This window comes from Paraburkholderia aromaticivorans (genome assembly GCF_012689525.1).
Classification (GTDB): Bacteria; Pseudomonadota; Gammaproteobacteria; order Burkholderiales; family Burkholderiaceae; genus Paraburkholderia; species Paraburkholderia aromaticivorans_A.
In genome coordinates this window covers 595924-611109 of the sequence record NZ_CP051515.1, presented here as the reverse complement: position 1 = coordinate 611109, position 15186 = coordinate 595924, and the positions used below count along the sequence as shown (strand labels likewise).

Sequence of the window (15186 nt, the reverse complement as noted above, 5' to 3'; positions counted from 1 at the left end):
GACGCCACCACGCGTTGTGCTTACGCGCGGCCGCGACTGCCGCGCGCAATCTCGTCGCCGGCGCCGTGCGGCAGTCGAGCGGTGATGGGGATCGACATGAACGAGAACAGCCCGACCACTAGAAAAGCCGGCCAGAAATCGGAAAACACGATGGTCGAATGACCTTGCACGTTATGCGAAATCTGCAACACGATACCCGCGATCGTCACGCCGAGACCCAACGAAATCTGCTGGATCACGCTCGCGACGCTCGTCGCGCGGCCCACGTCGCGGCTCGGAATGTCAGCGTATGCCAAGGTGTTCAACGACGTGAACTGCAGCGACGGAAAGAAGCCGCCGAATAGCACCACGCACCAGATCAGCCAATGCGGCGTGCCGGGAAAGAACAGACCGTAGACCGCGATGGCAAGGCCCGCGCAACACGCGTTGAACATCAGCACGGTGCGGAAACCAAAGCGCTCCAGAATGCGCGACGCGGCCGCCTTCATGAAGATCGAGCCGAACGCGGACGCGCAGGTGATCGACCCCGACTTGAACGCCGTCATGCCCAGGCCTTCCTGCAAGGCAAGCGGCAACAGAAACGGCACGGCCCCGAGGCCGATGCGAAACAGCGAGCCGCCCACTACGCTCGCGTGAAAACTCGGAATGCGCAGCAGTCGCAGATCGAGCACAGGCAATTCGACGCGGCTCGCGTACAGCACATACAGCGTCAGCAACACCACGCCGACCACGCACATGCTGATCGATACCGTGTTCGACACCAACTCGCCGCCCACCAGCGAAAGCCCCAGCATGAACAGCGACGCCCCACTCGCGGACAAAAAGAAGCCGGTCCAGTCGAGCCGGCCCGGATGCGCTTCGCGCACGTTGGCGATGTGTTTGTTCGCGAGCCAGATGCCCAGCAGGCCAATTGGAATGTTGATGAAAAAGATCAGACGCCAATGCAGATAAGTGGTGATGAAACCACCCAGCGGCGGCCCGACCACCGGTCCGAGCAAAGCCGGCACCGTCAAATAGTTGACCGCGCGGATGAAGTCGGACTTCGGCACCGAACGGAAAATGATGATGCGGCCCACCGGCACCATCATCGCGCCGCCGAGGCCTTGCACGAAGCGCGCAACCACGAACGTGCCGAGTGATGTGGAAGCCGCGCACATCAGCGAGCCGGCCATGAAGACGCCGATGGCCGTGCGAAACACCGTGCGCGAACCGAAGCGGTCAGCAACCCAGCCGCAGATTGGAATGAAGACGCCGAGGCCGATGACGTACGCCGTCACGGCGAGCTTGAGGGTGATGGGATCCTGGCCGAGATCGCGCGCCAGAACCGGCAGCGACGTCACGATGACCGTGCCGTCCACGTTTTCCATGAACATCGCACACGCGACGATCAGCGGAACAATGAAAGTGCCTAAAGCGAGAGGCATTGGCATGGCGACGGGTTGCAAGGCCGTCGGTGTAAAGCGTCGATTATGGCATCGCATCGGCAACAGATGTTGTTGCGCGAGGTCTTTTCGCACATGTGCATGCGCGATGATTGAACGCGCATCGAAGCAGCGGGCGCGGCGAGTGTACGAGCGACAAAGGCAAAAAGGTTGAGCCGGCATTCAGCCGGCTCAACCTTTACATCAGCAACGAGGCAGGCTTAACGCGATGCGCTGACCAGCGGCTGCAACTGCGGCAGAATCTCGGCGCTCGCGCGAGCCACGTCGTTCGGGAAGTCGATCTCGATCCAGGGCGCGCCGGTCACGTCGGCGGTATCGAACACCTGGCTGCGCTCCAGCAGCAGATCGCGCACCGCTTCTTCGTGCGGCATGTTGGCCCGGCCGCTGTCCACATAGCCGGCCACGATCTGCGCAAAGCGTTGCGCGGTCTCCTGACGGAAGCGGAAGAACCCAACCGATTCGCCGATGGTGTCGTACTCGAGATTGACGGCGAGTTGCTTGCGCAACTCGACCGGCACGCCGTCTTTCAGACACAGCTTGACGGGTTCGTCGCCGGCTTCGAAATCACGGTCGATCAACAGGCGGTTGACCGTCTCGCCCGCCACCAATGCGGCCAGAATGCGCTCGTCGTAAAGCACGTCGGCGTCCATCAGCAGCACGTCGCCGCCGCGCGTCAGCGCCTCAGCGACCGTGTGCACCGTCAGCACGCTGCCCAAGTCGTAACGCGTGTTCAGCACGGTTTCCACCTGATGCGGCCAGTTGATGCGCTCCAGTTCCTCCTGCACCGATTCCGGCTGAAAGCCGAGCGCCAGCACGACTTCAGTCACGCCAGCGGTTTCGAGCATTTGCAGATGCCGTTCGAGCAGGCTCATGCCGTCGAATTGCAACAGACACTTCGGGAACTGAGCTTCCGGCGGTTGCTGGAGACGCAGGCCGAGGCCCGCAGCGAGGATGATGGCACGCATGCGCGGTCCTTTAAAAAAATGCGGAGTTTAATCGACAACCGGCACGCGCCCTGTCGCGCGGCGCCGTTGCCAGCTTCGTTCGCTGAAGTGCAAAACCAGCAGACCCGGCAAGCCTAGCAGGATTTCGCGGGCGCGCTTGGCGAGCGACAACGCCAAGGCCGCGTCCGGCGGCAAACCGACCAGCGGCGCGAGCAGCAGATAGCCGCCTTCCTGCACGCCGAGCGAACCGGGAATCATGAACGCCGCGCCGCGGATGGCTTGGCCCAGGCTTTCGAGCAACAACGCGTCGACCCAGTCGACCGGATGTCCGAGAAAGCGCAGCGCGAGCCACACCTCCACCGTGCCGACGATCCAGCCCAACAGGCTCATCGCGAAGCTTGCCGCCACGCGGCCGCGTTCGCGGTACATGGCCTGCACGGCGGCGTCGACGGCTTCGGCGCGCGTCATCAGCGAAGACCAGTCGCGCTTGCCGAAAACCTTCGAGACCACGCCGAGCAAACGGCCGAAAAGACCGCGCCGCTGCGCATAGTAGAACCCGACGATCATCGCGCCCAAGACGCCGGTCGCGATCAGCGTGGCGGTCTGCAGATCGTGCAGCGCGCCGTGCGCAGCGTAAGCGCCGAACAGCAAAAGTCCGCCCAGCGCGAAGATGATCTGCGCGAGCGCCTGCGCGGTCGTGCTTACCGTGATTGCAGCGGCCGCATCACGCATGCGCATGCCACGCTGGGACAGTTGCCGCACCATGACAACCGGGCCGCCGATCTGGCCGGCCGGCAACAGACTATTCACCGACTCGCCGATCCAGCGCGCGAACAGCGCGTCGCGCAACGACAGATCGTGATGCACGCCGTCACGACGGGGTTGGAACAACACGGAGATCGCACCGGCATCGAGAATCAGGGGCACGAGGTGGAACGCCGCAACGAGCGCGAGTCCCCAGCCTGCCGTGAGCAGCGTCGAGGCGACCGTACCGAAACCCTGCCAAGCGAGCAGGCCGACAAACAGCGCCGTCCCGATCGACAGCAGAATCAGGGCCGCGCGGCTCATGTGCGGCCCTTCCCGCGTTGGGTCATCTGGCGAAAGACCTGGCGGAAGCCGAAGTACGCAATCGCGTCCTTCATGTTCGAAATGAAACGACGCCACGGCCGCATGTTCGGATCGGTCACGTATTCGAAAGTGAGCGACACGCGCATTTCGTTCGCGCTGGCGGGCGTGATGCGATGGCGCAGCTTGTCGCCGTCGAAAAACACCAGGCCGCCCGGCGGAATCTGCACCGAGCCCGGCTGATCCGGAATCTCCGGATTGCGCGTATGAAGTTCGTAGTCGAGCCGGCAAGACGATTCGTCGATCACGCCGAGCAGCAGCGTGTAACGGCGGCCGTCATAGTACGAAGTATCGTAGTGCCAGCCGATGTGGTCGCCCGGCCGCGTGTAGTAGTACAACGCGTACGCATGCGGATCGTCGGCGGGCGAAAGCTGTAATTTGTCGCCGCTCAGTTGCTCCAGCCAGCCGATCAACTCCTTCGAGCGGTACAGTTCGGCGATGAACGGCGCGAGACGGTCGATCGTATGACGACTGACGCTGCCGCCCTGCTTGTGACCCGGCAGATAGTTGCGGTTCACTTCGTCGAGCAGCGAACGCGCGCTATGGACGAGCTGCGTCGTAACTTCGGGCGCGAGAAAGTCTTCCAGATAGAGAAACGCGCCCTGCTCGGCGAAATCCTTGCGCAGACGCGGGTTGTCAAACGCGCGCGTGCGGCTCGCAACCGCGTGGTCGGCATTCGGTGCGGGCGACGCAGCCGGCGAACGTTCGACGGGAACGGGCGCGATCACATCGTTTTCGGCCTGCGTACTCATTCGCTGGCCCACATTTGACGGGCTTCGGACGCGCCGGCGGCAACGGGCGCCGGACTAGCGGCACGGCGCGCAACGCGCCAGTAGTCGACCACCACCCAAACAGCGAAAAGCGGCGCGCCGATCGACGCGACCACCACGAAGGGCAGTGCGACGCTCGTCAGCGTGACGATCGGCAGCAGATACAAGACGTCTTCAGTTTCGAAACCGGCGACGGAGGCCTGCTTCGTGCCCGCCTTGCCGGCCATTTCCTCGATGCGCATGCGCAGGAAGAAAATCAGCGCGATCGCCACGCCGGCCACGGCGCCGAGCACACCCGGCGCGATCCTCAATCCGGCGATGTGCGTGGCGCCCGCTCCCACACCCATGCCGACGAATAACGTGACGGTCACGAGCGCGTCGCACGCGAGGTCGTAAAAATGACCGATCCGGCTCGACTTTCCGCCGATGCGCGCGAGTTCGCCGTCCGTGTGGTCGACAAAGTTCGACAGCACGATCAGGAAGGCGCCGGCATTGGCCCACGCGAATTCGCCGTGAGCGAGGCAGAGCGCGCCTGCCAGCCCGATCAGCAGGCGCAGCGTGGTCAGATGGTTTGGTGTGACCCACGTACCGACGAGCGGAGTCACGAGCCGGCGGGCGAGCCGCGCGTCCCATGTTCGGGGCGGCGGAACGTTAATTGGAGTTTGGGGTCGCGAATTCATAACCCGGAAATATATACGGGATCGCAAAAGATTGCTTTCTTCCCGCACGTTTCTTCAGGCGTCGTTGGTTGCCGATCTGTGCTGGCTGCAAAGCAAGATTTGCCGAATCGCGATAAAGTGCAAACCAGTTGCGCTTGTCAAGGGCATTACTTCGATGCGCAACGTCTTTTCGGGTCTCAAGATCGCGCCACCGCCCGTTGCGAACGCACTACATCGATTCAGGTGGCCGTCCACGCTTATGAAACGCTTTCTTTCGTCTGTACTCCTTGCTCTGGCGGCCGCCGCGCTGCCGCTCGCCAGTTACGCCACCGCGCTCGACGCGCCGCTCGCCTGCAATGAAAGCGGCCATCAGTTCATTGCCGACCTCGCGGAGCAACAGATGATCGACCCGAAGCCCACGCGTGTGGAGAGCAACTCGATCAACGCCTTCTCGCCGACGTCCGGCGCGGATCTGACCGCCTACGGCTTTCGTGTGTTCGCGGTGGTCGGCTACGAAAAAGACGATCCCATGTTCCACGTGGGCAACGGCGAGCCGGTCGCAAGTTCGGCCTACGGCGTCGTGGTGTTCGGCAGCGAGGCCAAAGTGCGGAACGCGATTGCCGGCACCGGCAGCACGGCGATCGTGCACCGCGTAGCGCCGCTGATTACGGCGATTTTTTGCAAGCGGAGTTGAGGCGGCGGGTGGCCGCAGGGCTTTGTGGGAACGACCACCCGCCCCCCGCCTTACAACTTGATCCCCGCCGGATCCGCCGTCAGATACCCCACCGTCGCCCCGAACCGGTCCTTATAGTTCGCCCGCACGAGCGGATCGAGCGTCGATTTGATCTTGTCGTGCAACGGACTTTCCCAATCGCCGACGTGCTGAAAGTTGCTCATCACGTATGTCCACCCATTGATTTCATCGACCGCGTGCAGGCCGGTCGATTCGGCACCCGCCGGGCACGACAGCACGCGCGCGAGCGTCTTCGTGTCGACGTTGTACGCCCACAGGAAGTTGTTCACGTGCATGCCGCTGTCCTCGCCGATAAAGAGCGTGCGCAGTTTCTCCGAGAACTTGAGGTTGTCCGGGTTCGCAATGCGCTCGGGATTCGCCGTGTTGCCGAGCGCGTCGGCCGCTAACAGATCCTCGCCGACCAGCGCCGCGGGCGCGGCCATGTCCGCCGGCACCCATTCGCTGTTGATCGCGGCGCCGCCGCGGTCGCGCTGGCCGCCCTTCATGTTCAGCGCATAGACCGCGCCGGCGTTGATCGTCTTGTCGACGGCCACGTCGGTGGATGCGGCATTGCCGCGCACCATCGACTTGTCGATACGCGACATCGCCGAATACAGCACCTTGTCCTTGATATTGACCGTCGTGCCTTCGAGTTTCGTGAAGCCCATACTGCCGCCGGCCAACGCCGCATAGCGATGCGTCTCGAGGAACGTTGCCGCCCGCGTCATGCCGGGCTTGACGCGCACCCAGTTGAACGTGCCGTTGTAGTTGATCTTCGTGTAGGCCGGATCGAGCGGATCCTTGGTCACGACGTCCATGATGTCGCTGGCGCGCAGCTGGTTCGCGAGCGCCTCGATTTCGTCGCTGGTCGCGTGGCCCAGGTTGATCCACGACAGCGTCGCCGCGCCCGCGCCGCTCGCGGACACCTGCGTCCACTTCGCGACATACAGCGTGCCCGCCGACAGATCGGCTTCGCGATCCGCGATGAACATGAACAGGCCGCCGTTGGTCGCGTCGTCGCCCATCAGGACGGTGCGCTTGTCCGGCATCACCTGAATCAATTCGTGCGAGATGCGGCCGAGGCAATAGTGCTTCCTGATCGTGCCGGTGCCGTCCGGATTGACCGTCACTTCCGGCAGATGGCCGTAGTGATACGGGTTCGCGGTGGTTTCATCGCCATACAGGCTGCGGCTGAAGCCTTTGAACTGGCTGTTGCTGGCGATCGTGGTGGCGTCCGGCTCGTACTCTTCGCTCGACAGATGCGTGTTCCATGGCGACAGGCTCGCGCCGCAGGTGATCCACAAACCATGGGCCTTCGATGTATCGACGTTCGAGTAGCCTGCCAGCGTGAGCTTGCCGGTGGCCGGGTCCTGGTCGAGCGTGAGCACGGCGATCGGCGACGGCAGTCGGCCGTACATCGAGACCAGACTTTGATCGCGGGTGGCGTATTCGAACTGCACGACGGCGAACACCGCGTTGCCCTTGAGGCCCTTCACCGTCGGATTATCGAGGCGGATCAACGAGCTGCCGTCCGGGCAATCCGAGTAGAACTGGCGCTCCTTGCCCGCCACCGATTTATCGACGATCGGCTGATTGTCGATGTCGAAATAGCCGCCGGCAAGAATCGTCCCGCCCTTCACGTTCGGCACGCTGTCGCCGGTGACGAAGAACGGCTGATACGCCAGCTTGAACGCGCGGCTGCTGCCGTCGCTCAGTTGCACCGTCAAAGTCGAGCCGACCGTGGTCTTCGCCATGGCGGCGGGGTCAGCCAGCGTCGGCGCGGCCATGCTGGCGAACGCCGCGGAGACGAAGTTGGCGACCGGTTTGACCGGCGTCGCCAGCTCGTCGCTGCCGCCGCAAGCGGTCAGCATCGAAGCCGTGGCAAGACCGCCGAGCGGCAGCATTGGCGCGCCCACGAGGAGTTTCAGAGCCTTGCGGCGGGAAAGGTCGAGCGGCTGTGCCATGTTGTCGTGATCCAGTGTTTGGGTAGCGTGGGTGAATGCACAGCCGGCACGCACTCAGCCCCAAAAACCACATGGTTCACGCTCGCGCCGCTATGACGCGAGGATTCTAAGAAGTGAATATGAAAGTATATTGACAGGCTTTAGTAATATTTTGTTTAAGCCTTTGAGCGACACCGCCGGCCAGCCCCGGAGCCTGTCGCAGGCCGGAGCGGCACCGGCTTCTAACCCGGACGGCGAAACTCGTTCTCGACCCACGCCGCGGCGCTCGCCTTGCTGAGCTTGAAATTGGGCGCGACCTGCACTTGCGCGAGCTGCTCGCCGAATGTGTCGAGCGCGGTCAGCAACGCGTACGGTTCATCTTCGTCTGGCACGATGTCGAGCGTGATGTCGAGTTCGTCGTTGCCGTCCGCGCTCGCCACCCGCACTTCCTTATGCAGTTGCGCGCGCAGTTGCTGCTCATGGCGCCGCAGCACTTCAGACGCCGTCTTCACCAGTGTGTTGAACGCCGACGTGTCCAGCGGCTTCGGATCCTTCTTGTTGCGGCCCATTGTCCACGGACCGACGAGCGCGGGTTCCGCTTCGCCGTCCTTGATCATTGCGACGGCCCAGCCTTCGTCGTCTTCATTCTTGATGACGCGCGCGGTCCAGCCGTCATCGCGCCACAGACGTGGCTCGTGCACGGTCTCGCCCAGTTCGGACGCGCCTTCCGTCGTGAGATCTTCAGCGGTGTCGGACGATGGAAGGGGTGTATCGGTCATTGCAGGTTCACTCACGTTCGCGGGGCGGAAACACATCTCAAGCGCGCAATTCTACCTGCCCCGCACACGGCGGATGCGGCCCTCTGACGAACGGACAAGCCGCGGCAAGCGCATCGGCAATCGAAGCAATCTATTTCCGCATTGGGGGGAACTTATAAACCGATTATAAAAAACACATAAAATACGCGACCCGAAGGCCGCGTATAAAGATGAAAAAGACACCCTTGGTCAAGGGGCAATTCAAATTGCAAAACCGTAATCCCGTGAGATAGATCCAGTGAATTGAAAGAGTGCATTGCGGGAAACAGAATAAATCGATGAAACATCTCGAAATAGACGCTCTCCCCTACAGATTATGGCTTGCGACGAGTCGTCGCGGTCGAGCACCAACACGGTGTTGACACGACATCCATGAATTCATAGTGGAACAGATTTTTCTTTATTTACCCGCACTTACACAATCCCCATTCGCCATTCCGGATTTGAAAATTCATTGTTATGCCGTCTGCGATTAAAGATACGAATAGCAGGAATACACTTCGCAGCGGCTCGGTGTCGAACACCTACTTCGGCCTGCGCGGCAGTGAAGACCTCGGCGGCGGCCTGCATGCGATCTTCACGTTGGAGAACGGCTTCAACCTGAATAACGGGCAGGACACGGAAAGCAACACGATGTTCAACCGCCAGGCTTTCGTCGGTCTGAAGAGCGATCAGTACGGTGCCCTGACGCTCGGCCGTCAATACGCCTCGGTGGTCGACTACCTGGCGCCGCTGTCCGAAACAGGCGCGGGCTACGGCAACAACCTGGCGTCTCACCCGCTCGATAACGACAACCTCGACAACTCGTTCTCGATCAAGAACGCCATCAAGTACACGAGCGCGAACTACGCGGGCCTGAAGTTCGGCGGCCTGTACGGTTTCAGCAACTCGGCCGGTGATTTCTCGAACAACCGCGCATGGAGCGTCGGCGCTTCGTATGACAACGGTCCGTTGAGCGTTGCCGCCGCTTATCTGCAATTGAACAAGTCGGGCAGTTCGAACCTGAGCGGCGCAGTGTCGCAAGGCGACGGCACTGCAGCGGTCGCGGCCAATCTGCAACGCACCTACGGCGCGGGCATCAATTACACGTACGGCCCGGCAACGGTCGGTTTCGTCTACACGCACACGCAGCTGGACGGCATCACCGGCGTGGACGTTGGCGGCACGACGTTGCCTGGCGTCGCCGGCACCAACCTGCACCTGGACAACTACGAGGTGAACGGCCGCTATGCGCTGACGCCGGCACTGAGCCTCGCGGCGTCGTACACGTTCACCTGCGGCAAGATGTTCGGCTCGAACGGATCGGGCGATCCGAAATGGCACACGGTGTCGCTGCAAGGCGACTACTCGCTGAGCAAACGCACCGACGTGTACGTGGAAGGCGTGTATCAGCATGCCTCGGGCGAACTCGGCAACTTCGGTTCGAACGTCGCGGCGATCAACACCCTCGCGCCGTCGTCGACCGGCAATCAGGTGGCAGCCGCAGTCGGCTTGCGTCATCGCTTTTAAGTATGTTCAGTTGATACGTGCGGAGCGAATGGCTCGATTCGCTTCGCGGACAACCGCGCGTGACACGATCGCGTCGCGAGTTTTTTATGGCCTTTACGTTTGGACACAATGCCGACTGCCGCGGATAGTGACGACGCGTGCACCCGGTGAGTATACTGAGTCCGGCTGCCTTCCTTGCCGCAACGTCGCAACGTTGCGATGTCGTTGCGGTTGAACGGCGGCTTCGTCGCGAAGCATGACGTTGCGCTGCATCGCGTTGCGCTTCGCCCGCGCCCCAAGTTCCCGCGTACGACCGGGGACGCCGACGATCGGACCATGAAAAGACTTCTCCTGCTTGCCCCCGCTGCTGCCGCGCTCGCTGCCCTCGCCGGCTGCGGTTCTTCCAGCGGCCCCGCCCGCGACGCGTCCCTGCCGATGATGTACGTGTCTTCGCAACGCGCCCCTGCCTATATCGCCGATTGCCTCGAAAGCCGTTTGTCACGCGTTCGTATGTCGCGCGTCGGCGGCACGACGGAAATCGCCGTCGGCTCGGATTCGAACAACTCGTATTTCGTGACGCTGACGCCGTCGAACGCCGGCTCCGTCATCAAGGTGATGCATCCCGCGAACGCGCCGGACGATCCGCCGGAACCGGAAATGCGCTTCGATATTGCACGCTGCGCGACCTGAGCTTCGGTCACACGCTTGCGATTTGAAGGCTACGCCGACGCGCGATTTTTTTAACTCGCGTGCCGGCTATTTTTTTATCCGCGCATCTGCGAACATAGCCGCCCTTTGTTCCTGAAGCGGCGCTCTGCCGCGAGTTTCGATGGCATCCAGCAAAGCACATCACGCTACCGGTTTTGCGGCCGGCGTCATCGCGGCGGCGATCGTCGCGCGAATAGGCGGCGGTTCATTTCATGTCGGCGTGTTGTTGAGTTTCATCACCGGTGTGATTGGCAGCACGGCGCCGGACTGGCTCGAAGTCGCGTGGTGGTCGCGCGCGCGGCGTCTGTGGATCACACATCGCACGCTGACGCATTGGGGCGTGGGATGGCTCGCGTTGCTCGCGGTGTCGTATCACTGGCTCGGGCATTCGGTCTATGCCGCGCCGGCGTTCGGATTTGCCTGCGGCGGCCTGATGCATCTGTTCGCCGATTGGCCGAATCCATTAGGCGTGCCATGGATTGCCGGCCGGCACTCGTTGAATCTCTGGAATAGCGGGAACTGCGACCTGATCGTCGTGGCGGCTTCGTGGGCGGCGGCGTGGTTTATCGGGCAGCACGTCTGGTTGCATGGCGTGCATGGCGCGGCTTTGCTCCAGCATTTGCGGATCGGATAAACATCACCGCAGTGCGGCCGCGTAGTTCGCGGGTGTCACACCGAGCAGGCGCACGAACGCGCGCGTCATATGACTCTGATCGGCAAAGCCTGCTGCGGCAGCCGCATCGGCAAGCGTCGCGCCCCGCGCGATCCACTGTCTGGCGAGCACCACGCGACGCTGCATTCTGTACGCATGCGGCGGCAGTCCCATCTCATGCGCGAAACCACGCAACAACTGGAAACGGCTCATGCCGGCGTCGGCGGCGAGATCGGCCAGCGTGAGTGGAGAAGAAGGGTCGTCGTCGATGCGTGCTTTCGCTCGCGCAATCGGCCCCAACGCATCAGTCGACCATGAGTGGGTTGGCCGCGTCGCATGAACGCGGACGACGTGCCCGAGCAGTTCGAGCAACGCCTCCTCGCGCGCCAGATTGTCCGCTACTGATGGCGCCTCCACCGCGACGGCGAACAGCCGTTCGAACAAACGCTTCAGCAAAGGATCGTGCGCCACCGGCTGCGTGAGTTCGATCTCGCGCGCCGCCGCGCCGGTCAGTTCAGTGGCGGCGGTGACGAGCATCGACGGTTCGAAATACAACATGCGCCACGCGCGTCCGCGCTCGTCGAGCGGACTGCCGTCGTGGACTTCGCCGGGATTGACCATGATCGCGTCGTTGGCCCGCGCTTCGACGAGCCCGCGTCCGCTCGCCGACCGATGCCCGCCGCTGACGATCACGCCGACGCCGAAGCGATCGTGCGAATGACGCGGAAACGTATGCGCCGTTTCAGCCACCGTCGCTTCGACGCCGCCAATCGCGCAGCGAGGCATGTGGACGCGGCCGCGCGGCACGGTCATCGCTCAGTGGTAAGAGAGCGTTTCGCGCATCGGGACGCGCGACCCCGCACGAGCCAGAGTGCGCATCACTGCCGCCCCTCGTCGGCACGCTCGGCTTGGCATCCCCACGCGCGACGATCGGCAAGCCAGGCCGCGTCTCACTGCTGCCCCTCATCGGTACGCTCGCCTTCGCGGATCTTGCCTTGCGACACGCTGCTGCCCGGCGGCACGCTGTGCGTGAGCCATACATTGCCGCCGATCACCGAGCCGCGCCCGATCGTCACGCGCCCGAGAATTGTCGCGCCGGCATAGATCACGACATCGTCCTCGACGATCGGATGACGCGCGTTGCCTTTGACCAGCGTGCCGTCGAGATCCGCGGCGAAACTCTTCGCACCGAGCGTCACGGCCTGATACACGCGCACGCGTTCGCCGATGATCGCCGTCTCTCCGATCACGACACCCGTGCCGTGGTCGATAAAGAAGCTCGGCCCGATCGTCGCGCCCGGGTGAATGTCGATGCCGGTTGCCGAATGCGCGATCTCGTTGATGAAACGCGCCAGCAACGGCACACCCAGCAGATGCAGCGCATGCGCGAGCCGATGATGCGTCATCGCCCACACGCCTGGATAGCAAAGCAGAATTTCGGTGATGTGCTGCGCAGCCGGATCGCCGGTGAAAGCCGCCTGAATGTCGCTGACCAGCAACGCGCGGATGCCCGGCAATTGCGTGCCGAATTCACGCGCGACGCCGAATGCGCGCGCCTGCAAATCGACATCCGGTGTTTCGCCGAATTCGGGCAAAAAGCGCAGGGCACGGCGAATCTGTTCCGCGAGCAGCCGTAGCGTGCTTTCAAGCGTATGACCAACGTAGTAGTCGACGGTTTCGTCAGTCAGATCGGGCGCGCCGTAGTGCGTGGGAAACAGCGCCGCGCGCAGGCCGGCGACGATGTTGATCACCGCATCACGCGACGGCAACTCGCGAATGCCGAGCGGATGCCGCGTGCGATGCAATTGTTCACGTGACGCGCGCAAGTCGGCGACGATCTGTTCGAGGCCCCAGTTCTGGGTAGGCACGTTAGGCATAAAAGGACAGCGCCATGCGGGAGCACAGTTCGAAGTGATTATGCCGAGAGATTACCGCGTTTTGCCGCGGCTCGCGCAGCACCGCTCGACGGCGGAGCCTACGCGGCATGACACGCCGGAGGCGCTCAGATGGTCACGCTGCTCGCGTCGATCCAGCGCACCGCCCAATCACGCGCATGGGCAATGGCGGCCGCTTCGTCACGAAAGCGCAAGTCGGTGGGGAAAAAACGGTTGGCGACCAGTTCGCCGTCGCTCGAGCGGGAGATGACTACGTAAGGTTGCCAAGTGCCATCGACCGCGCGCGCGGGCGCGCAATTTAACAAATAGCCGCGATGTGTGAATGCAGCATCGAAGTGCATGTGTCACCCGCCCTGACGGCCCCGTAAAATGTTTTGAGTGGCGCGCAGACGGTGCTACCGGCCATCACGAAATAGCCGGACCGAATGTCTTCCAATTTAACCGCGCTTCGCTCGTCGGAGTAAGATCATACTCTGTAGAAAATACGCGTCCATTAAAAAAATAGAAAAGAATCGCGGACGCAATCGCCAGCCGAATACCTCACTTGCAACTGCGCATGCCACTACGCATGCAACGGCGGACAAAGCGCAGTGAAAGCAGGTAAATCAGGGTTTGTGCGAGGCGGAACGGGTTTTGCTGCACGTCACACCATGTCCTCTTCAAAGGAGAACGCATGATGAACAGCGATATCAACAAGCCAGCAGACGCGAACCAACCGGTCGCCACCAGCGGGCCGAGTTCGACGGAACTGCACAACGACCGCACCCACGACAGTACCGTCGACACCGATGGCAAGAATCTCGAAGCCGCGCGCATAGCGGGCTACAGCCCGATCTCGCCCGACGAAATCACCACCAGCAATGCGACCCTCACGAACAGCGTGCCCGAGGCGCACGACGGCATGGCCGGCTTCGACAGCCGGGTTGGCGGCAATCATCTGCTGCTGGCGCTCGAGCCGGGCTATACGGTGATCGACAAAGGCATGATCGCGCCGCAGGGCGCGTATTCGGCGGATCATCTGTACGACGATCCGCGTCCGGTCGGCAGCCGTCAGGACCGCGGCCGCATTCATTACGCCCTTAATCATCTGCGCCCTACCAGGCTGATCGAATTACATCGGGTGAAATAAACATTTGCGCTGTGTTCGCATTTTCGTCCGCGTTTGAATTCAGGCGCGGGCCCTAATTAATCCGTGTATTGCGAAGCGCGCACCGTTTGATTCGCGGTGCGCGCTTTTACTTCGATTAGAAACTCAGGGTTGCAGGACCTGCACGTCGAAAAGGCTATTTCCCTCTGACAAACATCGGCAGAATCGACTGCACGTCAACCCTCAACGGAGCAGTAGATGAAAAAGATCGTCGTGATCGGCGCCACCGGCACGCTGGGCCAGGCGGTGAGCGCAGAACTGAAGGCGCGCCATGAAGTGATCGAAGTGGGCGCGACGCGCGGGCAATATCACGTCGACAGCACCGACCCGGCGAGTGTCGAGCGGCTCTTTCGCGAGATCGGCAGAGTGGACGGCGTCGTCACTGCGACCGGCAAGGTGCATTTCGGTCCGCTGCCCGACATGAGCATCGAGCAGTTCTGGGTCGGCCTGCGCGACAAACTGATGGGTCAGATCAACGTGGTGCTCGCGGCTCAGCAATACGTGAACGACGGCGGCTCGTTCACGCTGACGAGCGGCATCCTCGCTGAGGAACCGATTCTGCAAGGCGCGAGTGCGACCACCGTCAATCTGGCACTCGAAGGTTTTGTGCGCGGCGCGGCGATCGAATTGCCGCGCGGCATTCGCATCAACGTGGTGAGCCCGACCGTGCTCACTGAAGCGATGGACGCTTATGCGCCCTACTTCCGCGGCTTCGAGCCGGTGACGGCGCAGCGCGCGGCTATGGCTTATCTGCGCAGCGTGGAAGGCGCGCAGACTGGCCGCGTGTATCGCGTCGGCTATTGAAGTGAAGGATTCACGCGATGCGGTTGAGCCGCATCGCGTCCTCTCCCCGTGTTGTCGC

Annotated in this window: 15 protein-coding genes and 1 pseudogene; 6 read left to right on the top strand and 10 right to left on the bottom strand. The window is 62.4% G+C overall.

The window, feature by feature from the left end; genetic code table 11:
• Nucleotides 1-20: 20 nt before the first annotated feature.
• From HF916_RS14610 to HF916_RS14590, 5 genes are all read right to left on the bottom strand, one after another.
• Complete coding sequence (locus HF916_RS14610) at nucleotides 21-1424, bottom strand: MFS transporter (protein ID WP_168792010.1); 1404 nt, start codon at nucleotides 1422-1424, stop codon at nucleotides 21-23.
• Between the two features lie 218 nt (nucleotides 1425-1642).
• Entirely contained in the window at nucleotides 1643-2407 is a 765-nt protein-coding gene (locus HF916_RS14605; protein WP_168789638.1) for an NTP transferase domain-containing protein, read from the bottom strand.
• 27 nt (nucleotides 2408-2434) lie between these two features.
• Nucleotides 2435-3454: a lysylphosphatidylglycerol synthase domain-containing protein gene (locus HF916_RS14600; RefSeq protein WP_168789637.1), complete on the bottom strand. Its 1020-nt coding sequence runs from the start codon at nucleotides 3452-3454 to the stop codon at nucleotides 2435-2437.
• The gene (locus tag HF916_RS14595) at nucleotides 3451-4263 is read right to left on the bottom strand and encodes a HalD/BesD family halogenase (protein ID WP_168789636.1); all 813 of its coding nucleotides are present in this window, start codon (nucleotides 4261-4263) and stop codon (nucleotides 3451-3453) included. The genes HF916_RS14600 and HF916_RS14595 overlap by 4 nt, the downstream gene beginning before the upstream one ends.
• Complete coding sequence (locus tag HF916_RS14590; protein WP_168789635.1) at nucleotides 4260-4961, bottom strand: CDP-alcohol phosphatidyltransferase family protein; 702 nt, start codon at nucleotides 4959-4961, stop codon at nucleotides 4260-4262. The genes HF916_RS14595 and HF916_RS14590 overlap by 4 nt, the downstream gene beginning before the upstream one ends.
• 238 nt (nucleotides 4962-5199) lie before the next feature.
• Between HF916_RS14590 and HF916_RS14585 the strand changes: the two genes are divergently transcribed.
• Nucleotides 5200-5634 (top strand): hypothetical protein, encoded by a 435-nt coding sequence (locus HF916_RS14585; RefSeq protein WP_168789634.1) that lies wholly within the window; start codon nucleotides 5200-5202, stop codon nucleotides 5632-5634.
• A gap of 50 nt (nucleotides 5635-5684) precedes the next feature.
• On the opposite strand, the gene HF916_RS14580 is transcribed toward HF916_RS14585, so the two are convergent.
• Nucleotides 5685-7637 (bottom strand): PhoX family protein, encoded by a 1953-nt coding sequence (locus HF916_RS14580; protein ID WP_168789633.1) that lies wholly within the window; start codon nucleotides 7635-7637, stop codon nucleotides 5685-5687.
• Between the two features lie 221 nt (nucleotides 7638-7858).
• Nucleotides 7859-8395, bottom strand: a complete 537-nt coding sequence (locus HF916_RS14575; protein ID WP_168789632.1) for a hypothetical protein — start codon at nucleotides 8393-8395, stop codon at nucleotides 7859-7861.
• 543 nt (nucleotides 8396-8938) lie between these two features.
• Between HF916_RS14575 and HF916_RS14570 the strand changes: the two are divergent.
• From HF916_RS14570 to HF916_RS14560, 3 genes and pseudogenes are all read left to right on the top strand, one after another.
• Nucleotides 8939-9943: pseudogene (locus HF916_RS14570) on the top strand (porin); the annotation flags it as partial.
• Nucleotides 9944-10141: 198 nt separating this feature from the next.
• The gene (locus tag HF916_RS14565; protein ID WP_168789631.1) at nucleotides 10142-10612 is read left to right on the top strand and encodes a hypothetical protein; all 471 of its coding nucleotides are present in this window, start codon (nucleotides 10142-10144) and stop codon (nucleotides 10610-10612) included.
• 139 nt (nucleotides 10613-10751) lie between these two features.
• Nucleotides 10752-11264 carry a metal-dependent hydrolase gene (locus HF916_RS14560; RefSeq protein WP_168789630.1) on the top strand — a complete coding sequence of 171 codons (513 nt, stop codon included), beginning with the start codon at nucleotides 10752-10754 and terminating at the stop codon, nucleotides 11262-11264.
• A gap of 3 nt (nucleotides 11265-11267) precedes the next feature.
• On the opposite strand, the gene HF916_RS14555 is transcribed toward HF916_RS14560, so the two are convergent.
• The 3 genes from HF916_RS14555 to HF916_RS14545 all read right to left on the bottom strand — a co-directional run bounded on the left by HF916_RS14555 (nucleotide 11268) and on the right by HF916_RS14545 (nucleotide 13518).
• Entirely contained in the window at nucleotides 11268-12068 is an 801-nt protein-coding gene (locus HF916_RS14555) for an AraC family transcriptional regulator (protein WP_240975550.1), read from the bottom strand.
• 164 nt (nucleotides 12069-12232) lie between these two features.
• Entirely contained in the window at nucleotides 12233-13159 is a 927-nt protein-coding gene (gene epsC, locus HF916_RS14550; protein ID WP_168789628.1) for a serine O-acetyltransferase EpsC, read from the bottom strand.
• 125 nt (nucleotides 13160-13284) lie between these two features.
• Nucleotides 13285-13518 carry a hypothetical protein gene (locus tag HF916_RS14545; RefSeq protein WP_132378249.1) on the bottom strand — a complete coding sequence of 78 codons (234 nt, stop codon included), beginning with the start codon at nucleotides 13516-13518 and terminating at the stop codon, nucleotides 13285-13287.
• A gap of 335 nt (nucleotides 13519-13853) precedes the next feature.
• On the opposite strand from HF916_RS14545, the gene HF916_RS14540 reads away from it, so the two are divergent.
• Both HF916_RS14540 and HF916_RS14535 read left to right on the top strand, forming a co-directional pair.
• The gene (locus HF916_RS14540) at nucleotides 13854-14306 is read left to right on the top strand and encodes a DUF3005 domain-containing protein (protein WP_168792009.1); all 453 of its coding nucleotides are present in this window, start codon (nucleotides 13854-13856) and stop codon (nucleotides 14304-14306) included.
• A gap of 216 nt (nucleotides 14307-14522) precedes the next feature.
• Complete coding sequence (locus HF916_RS14535; RefSeq protein WP_168789627.1) at nucleotides 14523-15128, top strand: short chain dehydrogenase; 606 nt, start codon at nucleotides 14523-14525, stop codon at nucleotides 15126-15128.
• The last annotated feature ends 58 nt before the right edge of the window (nucleotides 15129-15186 follow it).

What these genes read in the sequence shown, in the direction of transcription:
- HF916_RS14610 (WP_168792010.1), bottom strand. Translation starts at nt 1,424, where the DNA reads ATGCCTCTCGCTTTAGGCACTTTCATTGTTCCGCTGATCGTCGCGTGT.
- HF916_RS14605 (WP_168789638.1), bottom strand. Translation starts at nt 2,407, where the DNA reads ATGCGTGCCATCATCCTCGCTGCGGGCCTCGGCCTGCGTCTCCAGCAA.
- HF916_RS14600 (WP_168789637.1), bottom strand. Translation starts at nt 3,454, where the DNA reads ATGAGCCGCGCGGCCCTGATTCTGCTGTCGATCGGGACGGCGCTGTTT.
- HF916_RS14595 (WP_168789636.1), bottom strand. Translation starts at nt 4,263, where the DNA reads ATGAGTACGCAGGCCGAAAACGATGTGATCGCGCCCGTTCCCGTCGAA.
- HF916_RS14590 (WP_168789635.1), bottom strand. Translation starts at nt 4,961, where the DNA reads ATGAATTCGCGACCCCAAACTCCAATTAACGTTCCGCCGCCCCGAACA.
- HF916_RS14585 (WP_168789634.1), top strand. Translation starts at nt 5,200, where the DNA reads ATGAAACGCTTTCTTTCGTCTGTACTCCTTGCTCTGGCGGCCGCCGCG.
- HF916_RS14580 (WP_168789633.1), bottom strand. Translation starts at nt 7,637, where the DNA reads ATGGCACAGCCGCTCGACCTTTCCCGCCGCAAGGCTCTGAAACTCCTC.
- HF916_RS14575 (WP_168789632.1), bottom strand. Translation starts at nt 8,395, where the DNA reads ATGACCGATACACCCCTTCCATCGTCCGACACCGCTGAAGATCTCACG.
- HF916_RS14565 (WP_168789631.1), top strand. Translation starts at nt 10,142, where the DNA reads ATGTCGTTGCGGTTGAACGGCGGCTTCGTCGCGAAGCATGACGTTGCG.
- HF916_RS14560 (WP_168789630.1), top strand. Translation starts at nt 10,752, where the DNA reads ATGGCATCCAGCAAAGCACATCACGCTACCGGTTTTGCGGCCGGCGTC.
- HF916_RS14555 (WP_240975550.1), bottom strand. Translation starts at nt 12,068, where the DNA reads ATGCCTCGCTGCGCGATTGGCGGCGTCGAAGCGACGGTGGCTGAAACG.
- epsC (WP_168789628.1), bottom strand. Translation starts at nt 13,159, where the DNA reads ATGCCTAACGTGCCTACCCAGAACTGGGGCCTCGAACAGATCGTCGCC.
- HF916_RS14545 (WP_132378249.1), bottom strand. Translation starts at nt 13,518, where the DNA reads ATGCACTTCGATGCTGCATTCACACATCGCGGCTATTTGTTAAATTGC.
- HF916_RS14540 (WP_168792009.1), top strand. Translation starts at nt 13,854, where the DNA reads ATGAACAGCGATATCAACAAGCCAGCAGACGCGAACCAACCGGTCGCC.
- HF916_RS14535 (WP_168789627.1), top strand. Translation starts at nt 14,523, where the DNA reads ATGAAAAAGATCGTCGTGATCGGCGCCACCGGCACGCTGGGCCAGGCG.